Annotated in this window: 17 protein-coding genes; 4 read left to right on the forward strand and 13 right to left on the reverse strand. The window is 44.4% G+C overall.

The window, feature by feature from the left end; all coding sequences use genetic code 11:
- Positions 1–2 precede the first annotated feature (2 nt).
- Both MKY01_RS20300 and lpdA read right to left on the reverse strand, forming a co-directional pair.
- On the reverse strand, positions 3–1031 hold the full coding sequence (locus MKY01_RS20300) for a thiamine pyrophosphate-dependent dehydrogenase E1 component subunit alpha (protein WP_017687620.1): 1029 nt from the start codon (positions 1029–1031) through the stop codon (positions 3–5).
- Positions 1032–1170: 139 nt separating this feature from the next.
- Complete coding sequence (gene lpdA / locus MKY01_RS20305) at positions 1171–2595, reverse strand: dihydrolipoyl dehydrogenase (RefSeq protein WP_339283305.1); 1425 nt, start codon at positions 2593–2595, stop codon at positions 1171–1173.
- A gap of 230 nt (positions 2596–2825) precedes the next feature.
- Here lpdA and MKY01_RS20310 point away from each other — a divergent pair, with 230 nt between their 5' ends.
- Positions 2826–3137 carry a DUF2627 domain-containing protein gene (locus MKY01_RS20310; protein ID WP_036607881.1) on the forward strand — a complete coding sequence of 104 codons (312 nt, stop codon included), beginning with the start codon at positions 2826–2828 and terminating at the stop codon, positions 3135–3137.
- A gap of 63 nt (positions 3138–3200) precedes the next feature.
- Positions 3201–3548 carry a potassium channel family protein gene (locus tag MKY01_RS20315; RefSeq protein ID WP_036607883.1) on the forward strand — a complete coding sequence of 116 codons (348 nt, stop codon included), beginning with the start codon at positions 3201–3203 and terminating at the stop codon, positions 3546–3548.
- An 8-nt stretch (positions 3549–3556) separates the two neighbouring features.
- On the opposite strand, the gene MKY01_RS20320 is transcribed toward MKY01_RS20315, so the two are convergent.
- The gene (locus MKY01_RS20320; RefSeq protein ID WP_076318970.1) at positions 3557–3769 is read right to left on the reverse strand and encodes a hypothetical protein; all 213 of its coding nucleotides are present in this window, start codon (positions 3767–3769) and stop codon (positions 3557–3559) included.
- 177 nt (positions 3770–3946) lie between these two features.
- On the opposite strand from MKY01_RS20320, the gene MKY01_RS20325 reads away from it, so the two are divergent.
- Positions 3947–4546 (forward strand): thymidine kinase, encoded by a 600-nt coding sequence (locus MKY01_RS20325; RefSeq protein WP_017687615.1) that lies wholly within the window; start codon positions 3947–3949, stop codon positions 4544–4546.
- A 121-nt stretch (positions 4547–4667) separates the two neighbouring features.
- Here the strand turns inward: MKY01_RS20325 and MKY01_RS20330 are convergent, their stop codons facing one another.
- The 5 genes from MKY01_RS20330 to MKY01_RS20350 form a co-directional block, all read right to left on the reverse strand.
- Positions 4668–5144 (reverse strand): hypothetical protein, encoded by a 477-nt coding sequence (locus tag MKY01_RS20330; RefSeq protein ID WP_017687614.1) that lies wholly within the window; start codon positions 5142–5144, stop codon positions 4668–4670.
- A 534-nt stretch (positions 5145–5678) separates the two neighbouring features.
- Positions 5679–6329, reverse strand: a complete 651-nt coding sequence (locus MKY01_RS20335; protein WP_221822108.1) for a hypothetical protein — start codon at positions 6327–6329, stop codon at positions 5679–5681.
- Between the two features lie 393 nt (positions 6330–6722).
- Positions 6723–7760: an NAD(P)/FAD-dependent oxidoreductase gene (locus tag MKY01_RS20340; protein WP_047843595.1), complete on the reverse strand. Its 1038-nt coding sequence runs from the start codon at positions 7758–7760 to the stop codon at positions 6723–6725.
- Between the two features lie 159 nt (positions 7761–7919).
- A complete protein-coding gene (locus MKY01_RS20345; protein ID WP_127551791.1) occupies positions 7920–9893 on the reverse strand; it encodes an AraC family transcriptional regulator in 1974 nt (657 codons plus the stop codon).
- A gap of 188 nt (positions 9894–10081) precedes the next feature.
- A complete protein-coding gene (locus tag MKY01_RS20350; protein ID WP_339283307.1) occupies positions 10082–12043 on the reverse strand; it encodes an AraC family transcriptional regulator in 1962 nt (653 codons plus the stop codon).
- 206 nt (positions 12044–12249) lie between these two features.
- Between MKY01_RS20350 and MKY01_RS20355 the strand changes: the two genes are divergently transcribed.
- Positions 12250–13062: a hypothetical protein gene (locus MKY01_RS20355; RefSeq protein ID WP_339283309.1), complete on the forward strand. Its 813-nt coding sequence runs from the start codon at positions 12250–12252 to the stop codon at positions 13060–13062.
- A gap of 265 nt (positions 13063–13327) precedes the next feature.
- Here MKY01_RS20355 and MKY01_RS20360 read toward each other — a convergent pair whose 3' ends face one another.
- The 5 genes from MKY01_RS20360 to argR all read right to left on the reverse strand — a co-directional run bounded on the left by MKY01_RS20360 (position 13328) and on the right by argR (position 19599).
- Positions 13328–14284 (reverse strand): GGDEF domain-containing protein, encoded by a 957-nt coding sequence (locus MKY01_RS20360; protein WP_339283311.1) that lies wholly within the window; start codon positions 14282–14284, stop codon positions 13328–13330.
- A 415-nt stretch (positions 14285–14699) separates the two neighbouring features.
- Positions 14700–15509, reverse strand: a complete 810-nt coding sequence (gene spo0A / locus MKY01_RS20365; RefSeq protein WP_036614349.1) for a sporulation transcription factor Spo0A — start codon at positions 15507–15509, stop codon at positions 14700–14702.
- Between the two features lie 195 nt (positions 15510–15704).
- A complete protein-coding gene (gene spoIVB / locus MKY01_RS20370) occupies positions 15705–17033 on the reverse strand; it encodes a SpoIVB peptidase (protein WP_036675010.1) in 1329 nt (442 codons plus the stop codon).
- Positions 17034–17153: 120 nt separating this feature from the next.
- Entirely contained in the window at positions 17154–18872 is a 1719-nt protein-coding gene (recN, locus tag MKY01_RS20375) for a DNA repair protein RecN (RefSeq protein WP_036614354.1), read from the reverse strand.
- A 277-nt stretch (positions 18873–19149) separates the two neighbouring features.
- Complete coding sequence (argR, locus tag MKY01_RS20380) at positions 19150–19599, reverse strand: transcriptional regulator ArgR (protein ID WP_017687604.1); 450 nt, start codon at positions 19597–19599, stop codon at positions 19150–19152.
- Positions 19600–19653: the final 54 nt, after the last annotated feature.

Below are 19653 nucleotides of genomic sequence, written 5' to 3' on the forward strand. Positions count from 1 at the left end.
TCTTACCGTCCCCCTTCTTCGCTGTCCGCATAAACGTGCGTCAGAGTGTCCTCAGGTTTAGGATATGGCGCGTTGTCTGCATATTCAGTTGCTTCTTTCATTTCCAGCGCAAGCTGGGAAGCCAGATCCGCATCCCGGGCTTCGTCCCAGATGCCACAATCGATCAAGTAGTTCTTCATGCGAGGAACGCCATCTTTCTTCCAGTTCTCCTCAACTTCCTCTTTGGTCCGGTAAGCCAGATCATTATCGGAGGTGGAATGAGGTGACAACCGATACATCATCGCTTCAATCAGTGTCGGGCCTTCTCCGGCTATGGCACGGCGACGCGCTTCCTTCACTGCAGCATATACTTCTAATGCATCGTTACCATCTACACGTAGTCCGGGGAAACCGTATCCTTGTGCTCGATCGGATATTTTGCCGCTCAACTGTTTATGAATCGGTACCGAAATTGCATATTGATTGTTCTCACACATAATAATGACAGGCAATTTGTGCACACCTGCAAAGTTGGCTCCCTCATGGAAGTCACCCTGATTGCTTGATCCTTCGCCAAACGTAACAAAAGAAACAAATTCTTGCTTCTTCATTTTGGCAGCCAGCGCAAATCCAACAGCGTGCGGAACCTGTGTTGTAACCGGGCTGGAACCCGTCACAATCCGTAACTTTTTGTGACCGAAGTGACCCGGCATTTGCCTACCGCCACTATTCGGATCTTCCGCCTTCGCAAAAGCAGACAACATCAACTCACGCGGAGTCATGCCTACCGCCAGTACAAAACCGTAATCGCGGTAATAAGGTAAATAATAATCGTGATCCCGATCCAAACCAAAAGCAGCGCCTACTTGCGCAGCTTCCTGTCCTACACCGGATACGTGAAAGTTAATTTTGCCAGCCCGTTGCAAGAGCAAGCAACGCTCGTCAAACTTGCGCGCGAGCAGCATGTATTTGTACATATCCAATACTTCACCATCGCTAAGTCCCAGCTGTTGATGCCGGTGGACCGCGTCTGCAGTACCTTGTGAACTCATATGAGGTACCTCCTTTTAATCAGAGCCTGTGCCACTCTTACTACCCGATCTTATAACCTGGTACTAAGACTTGGCTTAACCTTATTATAATCCCTTTTACCCAAAAAAGGAAAGGACCTTTCTCATAAGCTTGTTTGACTTACATTCCAATGGCCTTTCCATCGACCGCCAACATGGCTTCACCCATAATTTCCGACAGAGAAGGGTGCGGATGAATGGTTTGTCCAACTTCCCAAGGTGTGGCATCCAGCATCTGAGCCAGAGAAGCCTCAGCGATCAATTCCGTCACATGGGTGCCAATCATATGTACCCCCAATATATCATTCGTCTTGGCATCTGCGATCACCTTCACGAATCCATCCCGACTTCCGTGAATGAGCGATTTGCCAATGGCCGAAAATGGGAACTTGCCTGTTTTAATATCATAGCCACGTTCTTTGGCTTCAAGCTCGGTGAATCCGATGCTTGCTGCTTCCGGGCGTGTGTACACACAGCGCGGGATACGGTGGGATTCTACGGCATGTACCGTTTTGCCCGCCAGATGTTCGACAGCGAGAATGCCTTCATGACTTGCGGCATGTGCAAGCTGCAAACCCCCGATGCAGTCACCAATGGCGTAGATGTGACCTTCACCGGTCTGTAACTGTTTGTTCACAGCGATGAACCCACGCTCCAATTTGATATCTGTATTTTCAAGTCCGATATTTTCCACATTAGCTTGACGTCCAACCGATACGAGCATTTTCTCCGCTCTCAGCGTTTCCTGTTTATCTTCACCAAGCTGCACATCAATCTGGATGCCCTCTTGATCTGTGCTATATGTTTCCGTTAGAACAGTGGCACCTGTCAGGAAACGAACACCTCGTTTGCCGAGCAATCGCTGCATTTCTCTGGCAACATCCTCATCCTCGGCAGGCAACACGTGAGCAGCTGCTTCTACTACTGTGATGTCTACGCCAAAGTCATTCAGCATGGATGCCCACTCCAGTCCAATCACACCCCCACCGACAATGATGAGTGATGCAGGAAGTTCATCCATACGCAGTGCTTCGTCGCTGCTCATTATGAATTTGCCGTCCGGTTCCAGGCCCGGCAACACACGAGGACGCGAACCAGTGGCAATGATGAGATTGGTTGGTACAACCGTATCCATCTCGCCATCTTCGAACTCTACAGCGACTGCTCCGCTCTGCGGTGAGAAGATGGATGGTCCGATGACGCGACCTTTCGCGTGTACAACCTGGATTTTATTTTTTTTCATCAAATATTGAACGCCCTGATGGAGCTGTTCGACAATTGCATCCTTGCGCGCCTGTACTTTGGGAAATACAAGTGTAGCTCCAGCTGTCTCGATACCATACGTCTCGCTCTCCTGGATTTCGGCGTATACTTCCGCACTTTTCAGCAAAGCCTTACTCGGAATACAGCCACGATGCAAACAGGTACCGCCAAGTTTGTCCTTCTCAATGATAACAACCTGTTTTCCCAGCTGTGCAGCCCGGATCGCGGCTACATATCCACCGGTTCCTCCTCCAAGAATTGCAACATCACATGTAATTGGCATCTCTCATGCTCTCCTCTATGAATCAAATTTCAATATAATTTATGATGGCTTAAATCATGGTTTAGCTTATACCCTCTATATGCCATTGTACTCTCCTTGAGCGGTCAACTCAAAGTTTGAACCAATCACACATGGACAGCCTATGCATTCCAAGCTATGATGGAATCAGGTATGATCTGTAAGCGTAACCTTTATTTAATGTCGACTTTGGCAGAAAGGGTATAATGCTCATGAATACAAGATTGGTCTTTGCGCGATTTTTGGCAATTGTTGTTCTGGTCATCCCCGGGTTAATGGCTATGAAGGGTTTTCTGATGATGAAAGATGCCCTGTTCCTATATTATGCCGAGCACGGGAACGAACTGATTTCACCAGGATTCCAGTGGCTTTCCTTTGGCGGTGGACTTGTCCTTTTTGCCGCAGGTATGAGTTTTCTGGGAGGCTGGATCTTGTTCCGTGACCGCAAGCGTAATTATGTAGGTCCCCGTTTCCGGTCCAAAAGTGTACCCGAAAAAGCAGAGACGCCCGGAAGGACTCCATGAGTCCGGGCTTTTTGTGTGTTTATACAACACACCGCCTACTTTACATAGACAGGATGGATCATCATGGTATCATTTCTAATCACGTTACAACGATTGCTCAAAGGCATTTTCCATGCGTTCAAAGACCCTAAGTTTCTGGCTCTGTTCGCGTTAACGGCAGCAACGTTGCTATCAGGCACTTTATTTTACACTCGTGTTGAAGGTCTGCACTGGATCGATGCGTTATACTTCTGTGCGGTTACCCTGACTACGGTGGGACATCCTGAATTTGTGCCAACCACCGGATTCAGCAAAGCCTTTACCGTAATTTACATGTTTGCAGGCATTGGTCTCACCTTTGCCATGATTGCCAGAATTACAGCAGGTATTCTATTCCCTCGCAAATTAAAGACAGAAGAGGACCCGGAGTAATCTCCGGGTCATTCGTATAAGGCATCCCGCAGTTTGGTAGACATACGTGATTCTTTGGAAGAAGATTTCAAGATCGTTCTACGCAAGGTAAGGTTACTTGCCTGCAGTCTCTCCGCTTCTGCGAACAGTTCTGCAAATAACGCCTGCGCCGCTTCATCTAGAGATCCCTGTTCTTTCAGGCTTTCATATCGCTCTTGAAGTGATGATAATGCTTCACTCATACTAAAACACCTCTTTTCACAACTCCTGTTAACTAGCTGCCGTAACCAATACCTTAACATTCCATATAGTAACACAAAGCTGCGCAGATTAGTTCTGGCTCTTTCCAAAGATTTTGTGGTACTCTGTAAAGGTCGCTTTTTTTGTTGAATCCCGTATGTGAGAGGAGTAGCAGCACCGTGCAAACAGGACGTATTACCGTAATTACTGGACCCATGTTCAGTGAAAAATCCGGTGAACTCATTCGCCGTTGTCAGAAATTAATACAATTTGGCCGTAAAAAGGTTGTGGCCTACAAACCAGCCGAGGATAATCGGTTTGCCCAGGACGAGATCGTAAGCCGAATTGGTTATCGACTCCCTGCCCATTCCATTCCCCGGCAATTAACCCCGGAATCCGTAGAAATGATCTTGAACCAAACCATAGATGCTGATGTTGTTGCATTTGATGAAGTACAATTTTTCAGCAGTGCCATTATGGAACTTGTCTCGGAGTTAGCGTATTGTGGCAAACATGTCATTGTGGACGGACTTAATATGGATTACCGTGGTAAGGAATTCGGATATGTCGGTGGTTTGCTTGCCATGGCAGACGACATTGAGAAACTCTCGGCTTTCTGTGCGGTATGTGGCAGCCCGGATGCAGCCTTTACGCAACGTATCGTCAATGGGGAGCCTGTTACCTTGGGTCCGGTTGTCATGATTGGCGATTCAGAAGCTTACGAGCCACGCTGTCGTTGCTGCTTCATTCCTCCTCACAAAGTTGAATGCTCATCATAATTCCTAAAAGATCGATCTTAGATATCTTCCAAAAAGGCCCCTTGGGGCTTTTTTTGTTATAGAGCAAACATTCGCACAAAAAAGCACCGCTTCGCAGCGATGCTTCCAGAGTCACTTCCCGCTAGTCACGGGAAACAAAATATTTGTTGGTCATGTAGTAAGCGTCACCACGCGACGTTTCCACCATTCCTTTTTTGGCATCCAAAAATACAATCTCTTTACACTTTGTACAGTACCATTTTGTGCGCTTGTATGGGGATTCCGTCACATAAGCCGTGCCACATTTACAATCAATCTTCATTAATAACTCGGTTGATTTATAAGCACTGGACAAGCGTTCCAGGTTATCCTGCTGCTGTGTAGGCATAATGGTCTGCTGATAATCCGATAAATGATTTTGAACCTTGAAGTCTGCTACCAATCCTGCATTCAATCCAAAAAACTCCTTGCCGATTTCGGTCACGAAGCGCTTCTCATTTCTGTAGCAATCCAGCCACTCAATAATCTGCTTATTAGACAGTGGAACCGTACCCTTGATACCGCTGTTTAAGGTGTAGGTCATGATGTATAAAGTATCGTCTTGTCTACCTGAGTACATTAGAATCCTCCTTCGAATACATTTGCTAATGTACTACAAAAACGCGCATAAATCAAAAAAATCTTATTTCCTGAGCGCATCTCTTCTTATTAAATGGGAAACATTCCACGTTCATCCGCTAAAGACTTACAAGAACTGCATACACCTGAAACATTTCCCTGTGGCGCGGCATAATGCACGACCGATTTAACGTTTTTCTTGCATATGGAACAGTAGTGCCTCCTTTCCTTTTTTGGGATATAATCCGATAGCTTAACCACGTTTTTGTTAGGTCGGAATCGTTGTAAGAAACCCGGCCATTTCATCTCGCTTCACTCTTTCTTGTTCGTCTACTTCGTAGTCATTTTTTTACTCTGGGCTAATAATCATCTCGTCTTTTTTTATGTATACGATTCCAAGTTGTGCGTGCCTATCTCATAATCTATTCGACGTTTTGAGCGTTTTTCCTGTTTTTAATCTCTACACATATAAAAAAAACCGACAGAACCTGCTCTCCTTTTTTTCGGAAGAACAGTATTTTAGTCGGTTCCAGCCTTATTTATAAAAAGTTCCCAGAACGTCCAGCTCTGATGAACGCTCAATTCGAAATGGATAGATATACCCCTGATTCATTCGGGTAAATTTGCGGCTCCACAGATCCAGTCCCGATGTGAACTGATAGGCCTGATATATAAACTTGGAGCAGTAATTGCGCTCAATACTGCGCAGATTGGTCTGCAAACGGTAGAATTTTACCTGCTTGTAATGGTCGTGTACCCACCCCGCTGCTTTCATTCCTGCCTCATTCAATCTGGAACGGAATACAATGAAACGATCTCCTTCATAAAATCGCGTCAGATACCACTCTAATGAATCAGCAAATACAGGCCCATAAGGGTGCACATGATACACCTTGCCGTCGAGACCGATAATGCCCATATGCCCGGCGTAATACGTCGATTCCGAGCTTGGCGTGTACACAATATCCCCTGGCTCTAGCTTCATCTCGCCCAACGCGTTAATAGGCAAGTCCTGATGCAGCCGTTTGGCTGCTGAACGTTCACGCCGCCCTTCAACCAACAAGCGATGAAGCGCGCCAGCCAGTGCGAGATACATTTCAGACCATTTGATCTTTTTTTTATCAGATCGTTTGAACCACCGCTGGATGAAGGCGAAACCTCGTTGTGGCTGTGATCCCTTTTTCATACGCTGCACTCCACTCTGATCTAGTTAGTGTATCTATATAAGTTGAAATAAAGTTTATTTACACTGACACTACGATGACAGAACAATCTTCCAATCGCTGTTATCCCCAGATTTTTTCGATTCCCTTTTTCTTAAGGGAAAATCCGGTGATAAAGGCGACCGCTTCGCTTTTTCAGATTTTTTCTGTCCTCTCCGTTAACGGTAAATGATTATTTCAACTTATATAGTGTTATTCTACAGTTTCTCAAGCTTATTATAGACATTTGGTAGTGTATATTCAATTCGGCAACCATTGTATCTGTTGAAATTATGCCTTCTTATTACCCATTTTATGCAGAAAAGATGACTTCGGAATGAACCCGAAGTCATCTTAATATAACCGATCGAAGACCTTTATTCTTCTACAACGCCAAGGGCTTTATTTTTCTCCTTAAAGCGACTGTTATGGGAAGAAACATAAGCCACTTTTTCCGCTTCAGGGTCCATGTATAGCTTCGCACTGTTTACCGCTAGGGCTGCATCTGTGAAAGTACCCGCAATCAGGTACAGTTTGCTACCATAATCTACAAAATCGCCTGCGCCAAACACGCCGGGAATATTGGTTTGCAATCTCTCTGTTGTAGTGACATGCCATTCGCCAAGATCAAGTCCCCAATCCCGGATTGGACCAAAGTCACTCTTCATGCCATGGTTTACAATGACAGCATCGACTTCAAGCAGTTCAGTTTCACCTGTATCCACGTGTGAGATGGTCACCTGTTCAATCACATCACCACTCATACTATGCAGTGTCTCTACCGCATATGGTGTACGGACATCTACAGAGGATTCTCTCATACGCAATACATTACGCTCCAACCCGCCAAAGCGGTCACGACGATGCACAACCGTAACTTGCTCTGCCAGGGCTTCCAGTTCATTCGCCCAGTCCACAGCAGAGTCGCCTCCACCCGAGATCAACACGCGTTTACCACGGAATGGCTCCAGTTCTTGCACGGTATAGTGCAGATTGCTAACCTCGTAACGGTCTGCACCTTCAAGCTCCAGCTTGGCCATTTTATATATACCATATCCGATTGCCATAATGACGGTACGTGTCCAGTGTTGTTCACCTGTTGCAGAAGTTAGCAGAATTGTGCCATCAGGTTGACGCTCGAATCCTTCGATCTGTTGTTCAAATACGAGGGTTGGCTCAAAAGTTCTTGCCTGTTCTTCCAATTGTTTGATCAGATCTTCACACAGAATTGGCGTCACACCCCCGACATCCCAGATCATTTTCTCCGGATAAAAGAGCATGCGACCTCCCAATCTGTCACGTGCCTCAATCAACTTGGTCTTCATATCTCGCATGCCGCTATAAAAGGCAGAGTACATGCCCGCAGGGCCACCGCCGATAATGGTTACATCATAAAGTTCCAACTGCTGATTCATATTAAAAATACCTCCGTTAATTCGATCCAGAACATCGAGTATTTGATATCGATTCTCATTATCACTTAAATCCTAGTGTAATGGTAATCTTATCAAAATACAATGGCTAAAAAACAAACATTTCTTGTACAAAAATTCTACGAACACATCTGCTCTTTACTATTGCGCTCTTGGAGCCGCCAACAACTTTTCAACGACAAAATCAAGTTGTTTATTAATTGAATAGATATCCGAATAGTAGAAGAAATCAAAATCAATCTCAATTAGGCGACCTTCTTTAACAGCCGGGATGCTACTCCATATTGGATCATCCGTAAGGTTATCTGCCCCTTCATACACCGAACGAAACACGTAGTCCCCGATATACTCAGGCAGTACTTCCATGGATAAATTGGAGCCTCCCGCTTCCGAAACTACATCAATTTTCTTTTGTACCACTTCAGGTGCTTTCATCCCCAAGTATTCATATAATGCCTGAGATCCTCGGCCATATTGCTTGCTCTCTACAACGACCATACCTTTCAAACCGCCCTCCACAATGGAAACCGTTTTGTCTAATATGCCTGCGTCTGCTAGTGTTTGCTTACTCTCTTCGACTTTACTATTAAGATTATTGATTAATGTCTCAGCTTCCTGTTCTTTGCCAAAAATACTCGCTATACTCTGGAGTCTTTCTTCTGTTGTCATTTTCTCGTATGGAATATATACCGTTGGTGCGATATCCTTTAACAAAGTATACGTCTCTTCTGAAGGAACAATGATCAGATCCGGATCAAGGTCAATGACAGCTTCAGGATTCGGTTCGAACCAGGTGCCTAGTGAATTTACACCTTCAAGCTCACTCTTGTAGGCAGCCCCGTTGAATACTTCAGATGTAGCAATTGGCTTAATTCCAAGCGCAACGACGTCTCCCTGGAGATATAGTACAACAACCCGTTTCGGATTCGCTGGAACAACTACGTCGCCCTTAACCGTTGAGACCGTGCGTGTTTCATTGTCTTTGTTCGTCTGGCTTCCTGTGTCTGATGATACTGCCGTACTGCTGTTATTGGAACTGGCACCCGTTCCTTCGCCAGCTACTGGTGTTGTTGCTGTACCCGAAGAGCAGGCTGCGAGGAGCATCGTTATGCTCAATAATGCAACCATAATCATACTGGAACTTGTTTTTCTTCTTTTCATTGGTGTAGACCCTCCGTCTATATATTGATAATGATTCTCATAATCAATATATCCCGACTTCCATCTTCGGCCAATGGACGATTCAGAGATTACCAATGGACGATCCTCTGTTCTCGCTTCTTCTCTCATCTTTCGTTGATACTGTATCGGAGAGATCCCCACATGTTTTTTGAAAATACGACTAAAATAATACACATCCGAATAACCTACTTCTGCTGCAATTTCACTCAGCGTTGCATCAGATCGCAAAAGCAGATTGCGAGCCTTAGCGATTCGGGTCTGAATTAAATAATCAATGGGACTGTGACCCGTCTGTCGTTTGAATTGCATGGATAAATGACGGGAGCTGTAGTTGAATTGTTCAGCCAGGAAATCAAGCGTGACCTGTTCCCTATAATGGTTCTGTATATAACGAAGTGTTTGTTTCACCGGGTCAGCAAGCTCTGTTTTGATCTCCTGCTCTGCCAACTGAACCATCATTTCATGAATGAATTGGTAAAATAAACTTTTTGTGTGAAGCAGATCCAGACTCCCAGATTGAATCCATGCACCCTCAAGCTCATCAAGGTAACGTAATAACCCCAGCGGACTACTCGGTGCAAATCCATATTGCAAAGAGAACGGTGCAACTTCCGGCTGTGCCAATAACCACTTTTTACGATAACTAGGAAAGGCAAGAAATGCTCTGTAATAGAGCAGAATATATTCGAAATCTTCGTTGGTTTGGATATCCAGTGAAGATCCTTTGGCCCCATGAAGCATGTAGAACCGCTCTGCCTTGTATGTTTGTCCATCCAACTGAAGCACAGCAGATCCTCGAATCGTATATATAAAACCATTTGCCGGAAGTGTGTAGGAACTCAGTTGTGCCCCTGCCTCCATATCGATTCGGCGTATATCCAGAACCTTAACAGCGGCATGATTCCAGCATTTCATCTGTTCGTCTAATTGCATCGAATACTCTCCAATCCCAACCTCATCCGGAACAAAGCCCTTACAAGGTCATCATTCTGCCACACATCCGATAACATATGCCTAGCAGAGGTTCACTAATGTACCTTTATTATAAATGATAATAATTTTCATTATCAACTGAAATTTAGAGTGGAATTGGATTTCATCTCATCAATCACTTGTTAGACTTAATTTGGTTCAGAGATCTTCGTAAACCACGCGGCCAATTCCTCTGTTTGATCCAATGTTGCAATCGGGTCAAAGTACCATGAACGATCCGGGCTCCAGATAAACACACGATCATTTTTAACCGCATCTAGTGAACTCCAGACCGGTTTCGATTTCAACTCTTCCAGGGTCAGATTATCTGCTGTTAGAATGATGTAGTCTCCGGCAAATTCAGGAATCGCTTCCGATGAAACTTCAACCAGTTGATCCTTCATTAAGATCTCTTTTTTATCTGCAGGAGGATTCAAACCAAGCGCGCTGTAGACTGCCTGACCTCCCCGACCAAAATTATCACCAAAGGCCAACGGTGCTTTATCATAGAACTGCATGACCGACACCTCGGCCTGCGGATCAATTGCCTCACTAACACGTTTCTTGGCATCTGCAATTCTTGCGTCATAATCGGCTAACCATGCCTCAGATTCTTTTTCTTTATTTAACACTTCACCGAAATAGGTAATTTCTTCGTGGGTGTTTTTCAATTCACCATAAGGTACAACCAAGGTAGGTGCAATTTTGCTAAAGGAATCAAATAAATCAGGATTACCTGTCACAATGAGATCCGGTTCAAGTTCCAACACCTTTTCTAGAGAGATGGTTTCATATTCACCAATATTCTGCACACCCTCAAGTGAGCTGATAAAATAAGGATTTTTCAGGTTCATCTCGGGTGTACCCACAGGTTTGATCCCCAGAGCGATCAAGCTTCCCAGATACAAGTCAACCACAATCCGTTTAGGTTCAGCCGGAATTGTAATGTCTCCCTTAACCGTTGAGACTATGCGGGGTTCCGATGATTTGCTTTGATTCTCCGCTGTTACTGTCTTCGTGGAACTTGACGTACTATTGCTTCCGGATGCATCCCCGCTCGAATTACTGGCAACACCTGTAGAGCAGGCACTCAGCAGTAATGTAAGACTTAATAGAATACTAAGCAGCATTCCCGTTCTTGTCTGTCTGTTCATATTTATTGACCCTCCATGCTTATATTGATAATGATTATCACCATCAGTATAAACATACCTTCCACTTCCACCTCTGAAAATGTCATTTCGCGCCACACCTGATGTCAGATCAGGCCAATATAGGGGTGCTGAGGTCTTTTCTTTAAATTGCAAAGGAGAAAGACCTGTATGTTTCTTGAACATACGTCCCAAATAATATCCATCCGGATAACCGATTCCTACAGCGATCTCATCCAACGTGGCGTCCGTTTGCAGCAACATCTCCTTGGCTTTGAACAAACGAAACTGAATCAGATAATCAATGGGACTATATCCCGTCGACTGCTTGAACTTGCGTGACAAACTTCTTGGGCTGCTGCCAATCATTTCTGCTAAAACATGAAGTGTAAGTGGCTGGGTGTAGGAAGACTCTACAATTTCAATGACTTTGCTAACCTGATCCAACATACTTGGATAGCGATTGGATACACGAGGAATCTGTGATGAGATCTGCTCCACAAATGCATAGAACAAACTCTTGGCCTGAAAGTGCTGAACAGGGTTCTTTTGATCCCACAAAAAGTGCATCTGTTTCAATTGTTCATATAGAATGGTTGGCATATCGGGGGTAAAGCCATAGTTCATTTGGAACGGATTGATACGCTCCATTAACCTTCCCAGATCGTTTCTCCCTCCACTAGGCAGGTTTGCTTTGTACATCAAGTAATATAGGCGCAATCCGGATTCGCCTGCTCGAATCATCAACTTACTCCCTTTTCCCCCATGGAAAATATAAAAGCGACTCACTTCATATGTTTGATTGTCAATCGTCACTCCAGCATCACCCTGAATGGTGAGTACAAAGGTACTTGTCGGAAATTTGTATTTCATCTCTTCATATGCCTCTAATTCAATGTAACGGATATCTGTTATGCTCACCGCAGCATAGTTCCAGAGGATATAATAATCATTCCACATTTTGCTAACCCATCTCCGTCTACATAAATTGTGTCTGTACTCTACTCACTTATTGATAACCATTATCAATTATTATGATGAAGTACGCAATACAACCGACGCAAAATGAATCCATTGCGAGGAAACAAGAGCTATTCAAATCTTTCTCTTAAAATCCGATATATGTAAATAGAACCATGATAAAGTGGAGAAGGAGAACAGAGGATATGAATTCAATCTCATCTGCAACCAAAAGCAGTTTCACTCCCGGGAATCAAGTCTCCAATCGGGATAAAGAAATTCAGGGACTCATGCAGCAGAAGATCCGGCTCAATGAAGAAATGCAAGGTGTAAAAACCAATGACGAGTTGGATACCAAAACCAAAGCTCAGCGAATAAAATCCTTAACAAGCTCCATTTCCCAGATCGACAGCCAGATTGCCCAAATTAAAGCTGAAGAATTGCAAGAAAAGAACAAATTAAGACAGCCCGAAAAGGCTCAACAGCAACAACCCAAACCAACCGACGAGGCACAAGCCCCTTCACTCGATCATCTGATCAAGCATAGTCAGACTTATGATCAATTGGGTAAGCTGGTCGGTTTGCGTGATCGCATGCAGGGCTCCATTCAGACCACCGAAGGAGAAACCCGCTTTGACCGACTTGTTCTCGAGATCAATCCTCCCGCAAATGATCTCGATCTAGGCAAATCAATGATGTTGGAAAATTCAGAACGCACCGTCTTTCAGGCAAAGCGAGAGACCGTCCAGGACATCAACTCCCAGTTAAATAAGGTCAATCAGAAGATTGGGGAACTGGTGGAAGAGATCCATCAGCCCGCACCTATAAAAGGAGTACAACCACCTATCTCTGCAACATCTGGAGAAGAAGATCAGGAAGTAAATGAAGGAAAGAAAACGGGAAGTAAGGAGCACCCATCAGATGGCGGAGCCACAGATCAGGAATCAGGAAATGGTCCGCAAACTACAGCTTCTACATCTCCTGCTGCTTCATATCCATCCGTCGACATTCGAATCTGAGTGCGCATTGATCAAACATAAATTTATGTATACATAATGGGTTTGAAGGTTAAAGTGGTTCGTTCGCTACACAACCTTTGACTCGCATCCAATGATAGAACCGCTATTACAGGTGACTAACTCCTGATAAATAGCGGTTTTTCTGTATTTTAACGTTATGAGTATAGAAGCGAAGCCTCAGCTTCCGAAGAAGCTTTCTTACAGAAAGCTTTTAGACCCACATCTTTAGATTCTCTCTGTCCTCTACGTTCTCGTAATTTTATGTCTAGCACGGAGTAGTGGCGGTATCATTTGCACAGATGATACTTCCAGCAATCGCTTTACAACCTTTTTTGATGCGTGTGGCCTCATCAATTATCTGATCTATGTTTTCATATTTTCGCTTGTTATTGGTTACAACGGCGATGGATACCGACACGAGAGGAATGGGCCGATTTAGCCCGGAACGTCCTTCCCCCAGAACATATTGATGATGCCAATCATGTTCGTTGTAGAATGTCCTTTTCATTTCCTCAAAACCTAAGATGACTTCCTCACTAATATATTTGTAATCATGGTGATTCAGGATCGTAATAAAATCATCACCACCGATATGTCCAAGAAAAGCTTCAGGGGGAACAAATAGCTTGCGAAGCAAGTTAGCTGTCGCCTGAATAAGCTGATCCCCCATTTTGAAGCCGTAGCTATCATTGTAGGATTTGAATTGATCGAGATCAACGTACAGTACGCTAAATTGGTCCATCTGAAGAGCCTGAGACAGCCTTTCATCTATAATATGATTACCAGGAAGACCAGTCAGCGGGTTCATAAAAATCGCCATTTCAGCCCGTACATCAGCAACAGCAAGTAGCAAACGCCGAATACTCACAGCTCCAAAGAAACTTTCTCCTGACGTGACCAACACAAGATCATATATTTCCCCTTCATCTCGGTCCATGGCTAGAACACTGACATCTGTAATCTGTTCTGAATAATCCACGACCAGTGCCTGTGTGTTCATCACCAGTTCTACAGGACGTCCCATATATAGATTATAGCCATACTGGGTGCCAATCTGCTGAAAGAATCGGGGCCGCATCATTAATGACACATCCTTCTCCCCCATAACAGCTATACCTTCCAGACTAGGATTGGACTTGAAAAGATGATAGACGATATCACATTTTGTATCAGATTGTACTACAGGAATTGGTTCAGCAATCTCGCCTATTTGCGTAAACATACTATTCTACTCCTCTGTTCGTAGCATCTTATCCGAACTTTTCAAATATATATGTAGGTCTTTGTCAATGGTCACATCGTACCACTTTCTACTTGAAAAAGCGTTAACTGAGAGTAAAAGTTTATGAATTATTTCCTTTTCTAAACTTTGCTATAGTGAGCTTATTTTAATGCTTGATCTCAAAATTTTGAAGCAATCATGCAACACTAAATTTCATCATCATGTTCTGTGTTATTTCGTTATGCAAAAATACCGTCATTTACTGGATATCTTTAATCCAATAAATGACGGTATTCGTTGGCATATATTACAGAAGTTTATCGGCATGAAATGAACGAATTCAGATATAGGCCGCCTTGGTTAGAATCAAATTTGAATCCAAACTATACTTGCCAGCTCACTACTCCTGACCCTTTCAGCTTACCTTATGCTCAATTCTCAGCTTGTCAGCAACCATCGCGATGAACTCGCTATTTGTTGGTTTCGACTTGCTGATGTTGATTGTATAACCAAACAAGTGGCTGATGCTGTCGATGTTACCACGAGTCCATGCCACTTCAATCGCATGACGGATCGCACGTTCGACGCGGGACGGCGTGGTTTTGAATTTTTCGGCAATCGCCGGATACAGTGTTTTGGTGATGGCTCCCAAAATTTCGATATTGTTATACACCATCGTAATCGCTTCGCGCAAATACTGATATCCTTTAATATGCGCAGGAACGCCGATTTCATGTATGATGGACGTAATATTTGCATCCAGATTTTTGTGTTTGCCCATTGGCACAACATTGGATGATTTCATGAACATGGATGATCCGCTACTTGTGGACATCGCCGTCTGTGTTCCCACCAGTTGACGCACACGATTCGCAAGCACTTCCATGTCAAACGGCTTAAGAATATAATAAGAAGCTCCGAGTTGCACGGCACGCTGTGTGATATTCTCTTGTCCGAATGCCGTAAGCATAATGACTTTAGGCTGTGGAGACAGGTTCAGGTCGCGCAAGCGCTCAAGCACACCCAGTCCGTCCAGGTGAGGCATGATAATATCCAGAATCAATACATCCGGCACATCCCGAGTTTGCTCCAGCAATTGCAGTACTTCTTCTCCATTGTATGCAATACCGGTTACTTCCATATCTTCCTGCTCAGATATATATTCGGCAAGCAAATTCGTAAATTCACGATTATCATCGGCCAGCAATACCTCAATTTTTTGCAAAACGGTATCCTCCTTTAAATTAAACATCGTTTCGTACATTTCCTTACACGTTTAATTTTCGACACAGCCAGTTAAATTCCTCCTGTCGAAAATTATTTTTCTTTATTTTTTTTTCTTGATCCTATATAATAAATAATTTATTTCATTATCCGATATATTATGTTTGCTTTCGACAAAAAAGAACCTCAGGGCTGTTTAGCCAGCCTTGAGGTTCTTATCGTTTTCCTTTTTCATCATAACGCCAGCATCTTGTAACATCCATTCAATGAAGCAACCGTAACCCGATTTTGGATCATTCACGAATACATGAGTAACTGCACCGATCAATTTACCATTTTGTACAATGGGGCTGCCACTCATCCCTTGAACGATACCTCCGGTCTTATCCAGTAGTTTCGGGTCCGTAATTCGAAGTACCAGACCTTTTGTTGCTGGTTCAGTTTGATCTGCCACATGAACAATGTCAATGGAGAAGCGTTCAACTTGTTGACCGTCAACCACGGTAAGTATTTCGGCCGGTCCTTCCTTTACTTCATGAGAAAAAGCGACGGGAATGCCTTTCGAATACAAACTGTGCTCAGGATTTCCGGACATTTTACCAAAGATACCAAAAGCCGTATTACGTTCAATATTGCCCAAAATTTTGCTTTCCTTGAGGAAATGAGCACGTTTTTCACCCGGATCACCGGTCTCACTTTTAGAAATGGACGTCACATTGGATTGAACGATCTGACCACTACCCACAACAATAGATGTTTGTGTGTTCATATCTGTAATGACATGGCCCAGTGCGCCATATACGCCCTGATCGGGAGCATAGAAGGTAAGTGTGCCAACACCGGCTGCAGAATCACGAATGTACAATCCAAGCCTCCACGCTTGATCCTCGGAGTCATACGCCGGAGTTAATCGTGTCTTCACCGTTTCCTTACCACGTTTTAACACAACATCAATACCTTTTTTACTTTTCCCTGCAAGTTCAACGGCTTCAGAGACACCTGCTACGCCATCCAGACGTTTTCCATCCATATGCGTAATCAGATCTCCGAGCTTAATGCCCGCTGTTTCTCCGGGCGATACACGCTCATCCTGACCGGAACGGACCAGATGATGTCCAACCACCAGAATGCCTGCCGATTTAACCTTGACGCCAATCGTTTGTCCCCCGGGTACAACACGCAAATCCGGTATCACATTCACATGGACTGTTTTGACCGGAATTTTACCCCACAACTTCAACGTTAATTTGGCATGTCCCGTCTGTTGAGGGTGAAGATGCAAAGGTTGTTGCCTGGTAACATGCATCGCTGCCTGATCATCCAAACCAACGATATCAGGACGATCTACAACGGCGCTTGAAACAGCAGGTACAGCGAGCCGGACATCCGCTTGCCTGCCAGCAAACACCTGCAATTCATCCGGCAGTGAAGCATAACTTTGCACAGGCTGAATGGCCTGGCTAATCACACAAAGAAAGAAGGCAAATAAAAGACCTAGCAATTTCTTCCTGAGGGGGGAATTCAATGGCTGTCACACTCCCTTTGCTTCTTTCGCTTGACGAAAGGTGGTCGCCAATTGCGTACCTATAAGATAACCTCGCCCCCAGGCTTTTATTACTGTCAATCATTACGCCAGCCGTCCGTTTCACCCTTTTTTGGCTTCCGCCAAATTCAGCATTTCCTGTGCGTGATGCAGCGTTTTTTCTGTAATTTCCACGCCGCCCAGCATACGTGCCAATTCCTTCACTCTGCCTTCGTCTGACAGCGATTCCACCTGCGTCATTGTCCGTCCATCGTAGACATGTTTCTCAATGAGATACTGATGATCTGCCATACAAGCCACTTGTGGTAAGTGAGTTATTGAGAAAACCTGACAAGTCGAAGACAAACGGAACAGTTTTTCCGCAATGGATTGAGCTGCTCTACCGCTAACTCCGGTATCAACTTCATCAAAAATCAACACAGGTATCCGGTCATGTCGCGCAAAGATACTCTTCATCGCCAGCATCATTCTGGACAACTCACCACCTGAAGCAATTTTGCCAAGTGGTCGTAATGGCTCGCCCGGGTTTGGTGAGATCAGGAATTCCGCATTGTCCGCACCATGACGATTCAGACGGATACGACGTCCATTCCATTCAATCCCCTTTGGATCTTCGAAAGGAGTAATTTGAACACGCAGTGTAGTCCGCTCCATTTGCAGATCCTTGAGTTCGCTTTCAACCTGTGCAGCAAGTTCCTCGGCGCATTGTTTGCGAACCTTGCTGAGCTCTTCAGCAGACTCCATCACAAGGTTAAGCATTTTGTCACGTTCAGCTCGCAATTTCTCCAGCCGTTCGTCCTTGTTCTCCAGTTGGTCTGTTTCATGGCTAATCTGATCATAATAACTCAGAATAAGTTCAACACTGTCCCCGTATTTCCGTCTGAGGCCAGAAATCAGATTCAGCCTTTGCTCCACTTCTTCCAGCCTTGCCGGATTAAATTCAATCTTCTCCCGGTAATCCCTTAACTGAAATGTCGCATCTTCCAATTGATAAAATGCAGATTGCAGCTGTTCTACGATTGGTTGCAGTCCTTTGCTATCATATCCAGAAATGTCTTCAATTCTTGAAAGAGCAATGCTCACAGCTTCAAGTCCGCGTTGACCACTGAGCAGATCATATGCACCAGCAACACTGTCCATCATTTTCTCACTATGGGATAGTTTGACCCGTTCTTCCCCGAGTAATTCATCCTCGCCTTGTGTAAGGCTTGCTGCTGCGATCTCCTCAAGCTGAAAGCGATACATGTCCAAGAGTTGATATGCCCGCTGACTGGACTCCTGAAGGGCACGCAGTTCTTTTTCCGCCGTGATAAACTTGCTGTAGCGCTCCTGGTACTTCGCTTTGATCGGTCCGATGACTTCCGAGCCATAAGTATCGAGAAGCCCCAGATGGCTCTCAGCGCGTAGCAAACTCTGATGTTCATGTTGTCCATGAATATTGATCAGCTTCTCGCCTACTTCCCGCAGCATGGTCAGATTGACCAATTGCCCATTAATGCGGGACGTACTTTTCCCTTGAGTATTCAACTCACGTCGTATAACCAAATGCTCTTCAGGCTCACAATGGATACCCAATTTCTCTAATGTCTGCCATACCGGATGACTCTGCTCCATCTCGAACAAGGCTTCCATCTCTGCCTTCTCACATCCGTACCGGATCAGATCAGCTGAACTGCGTCCACCGGCAATTAAGCCAAGTGCATCTATAATAATCGACTTACCTGCACCCGTTTCCCCTGAAAGTACATGGAATCCCGGATGGAATACAACGTCCACTTCTTCCACCACAGCCAGATTACGAATCGATAACGTAACTAACATCTGCAAAAACACCTCCGGATGACTAACTCAGATATTATGTTTTTGAACCATTGATTCAAGAGGTTGTTCAAAAAGTCCGCTTTTGATTACGAAGGATGCCTGGTGGCATCATCAGCATCGAATATGGAATTCAGCCGAAATAAGTGGGATGCTTACGAAGTATGTTTCCTTCGGAAACATTGCAGTTGCTCACGTAGTTTCCCTACGCTCCGCTACTCCATTTCTAGCTTCATCCCATCTTCTCGGTACTGAAAACCAATCTTTTTGAACACGCACTTTAAGCAATGTAACCCATGATCCGCTCAATAACGGTCACACTGTTACCTTCAGTCCGGCAGATAATCAGAATGGTGTCATCTCCACAGATCGTGCCCATGACTTCATTCCACTCAATATTATCAAGCAAAGCTGCAATGGAGTTGGCTGTTCCTGGCAAACATTTCATCACAACCAGATTGTTTGTGTGATCAATGTGCAAGAAGTTGTCAACGAGTGCACGCTTCAACTTTTGAATCGGATTATATCGTTGATCTGTCGGTAAAGAGTACTTGTATCTTCCATCATCCATCGGAATCTTGATTAACAGAAGTTCCTTGATATCCCGGGATACCGTCGCCTGAGTCACCTGAAAACCTGATTTGCGTAGTGCTTCAACCAGATCATCCTGGGTCTCAATTTCATTTTGACTAATGATTTCACGAATCTTGATGTGCCTTTGTCCTTTCATATATGCCTCCAGTTAGATGTATTGCAATAAAGCAGCATTTGTAATTCGCCGCAG

The sequence above is a fragment of the Paenibacillus sp. FSL R5-0486 genome, from assembly GCF_037975155.1.
Lineage (GTDB): Bacteria > Bacillota > Bacilli > Paenibacillales > Paenibacillaceae > Paenibacillus > Paenibacillus amylolyticus.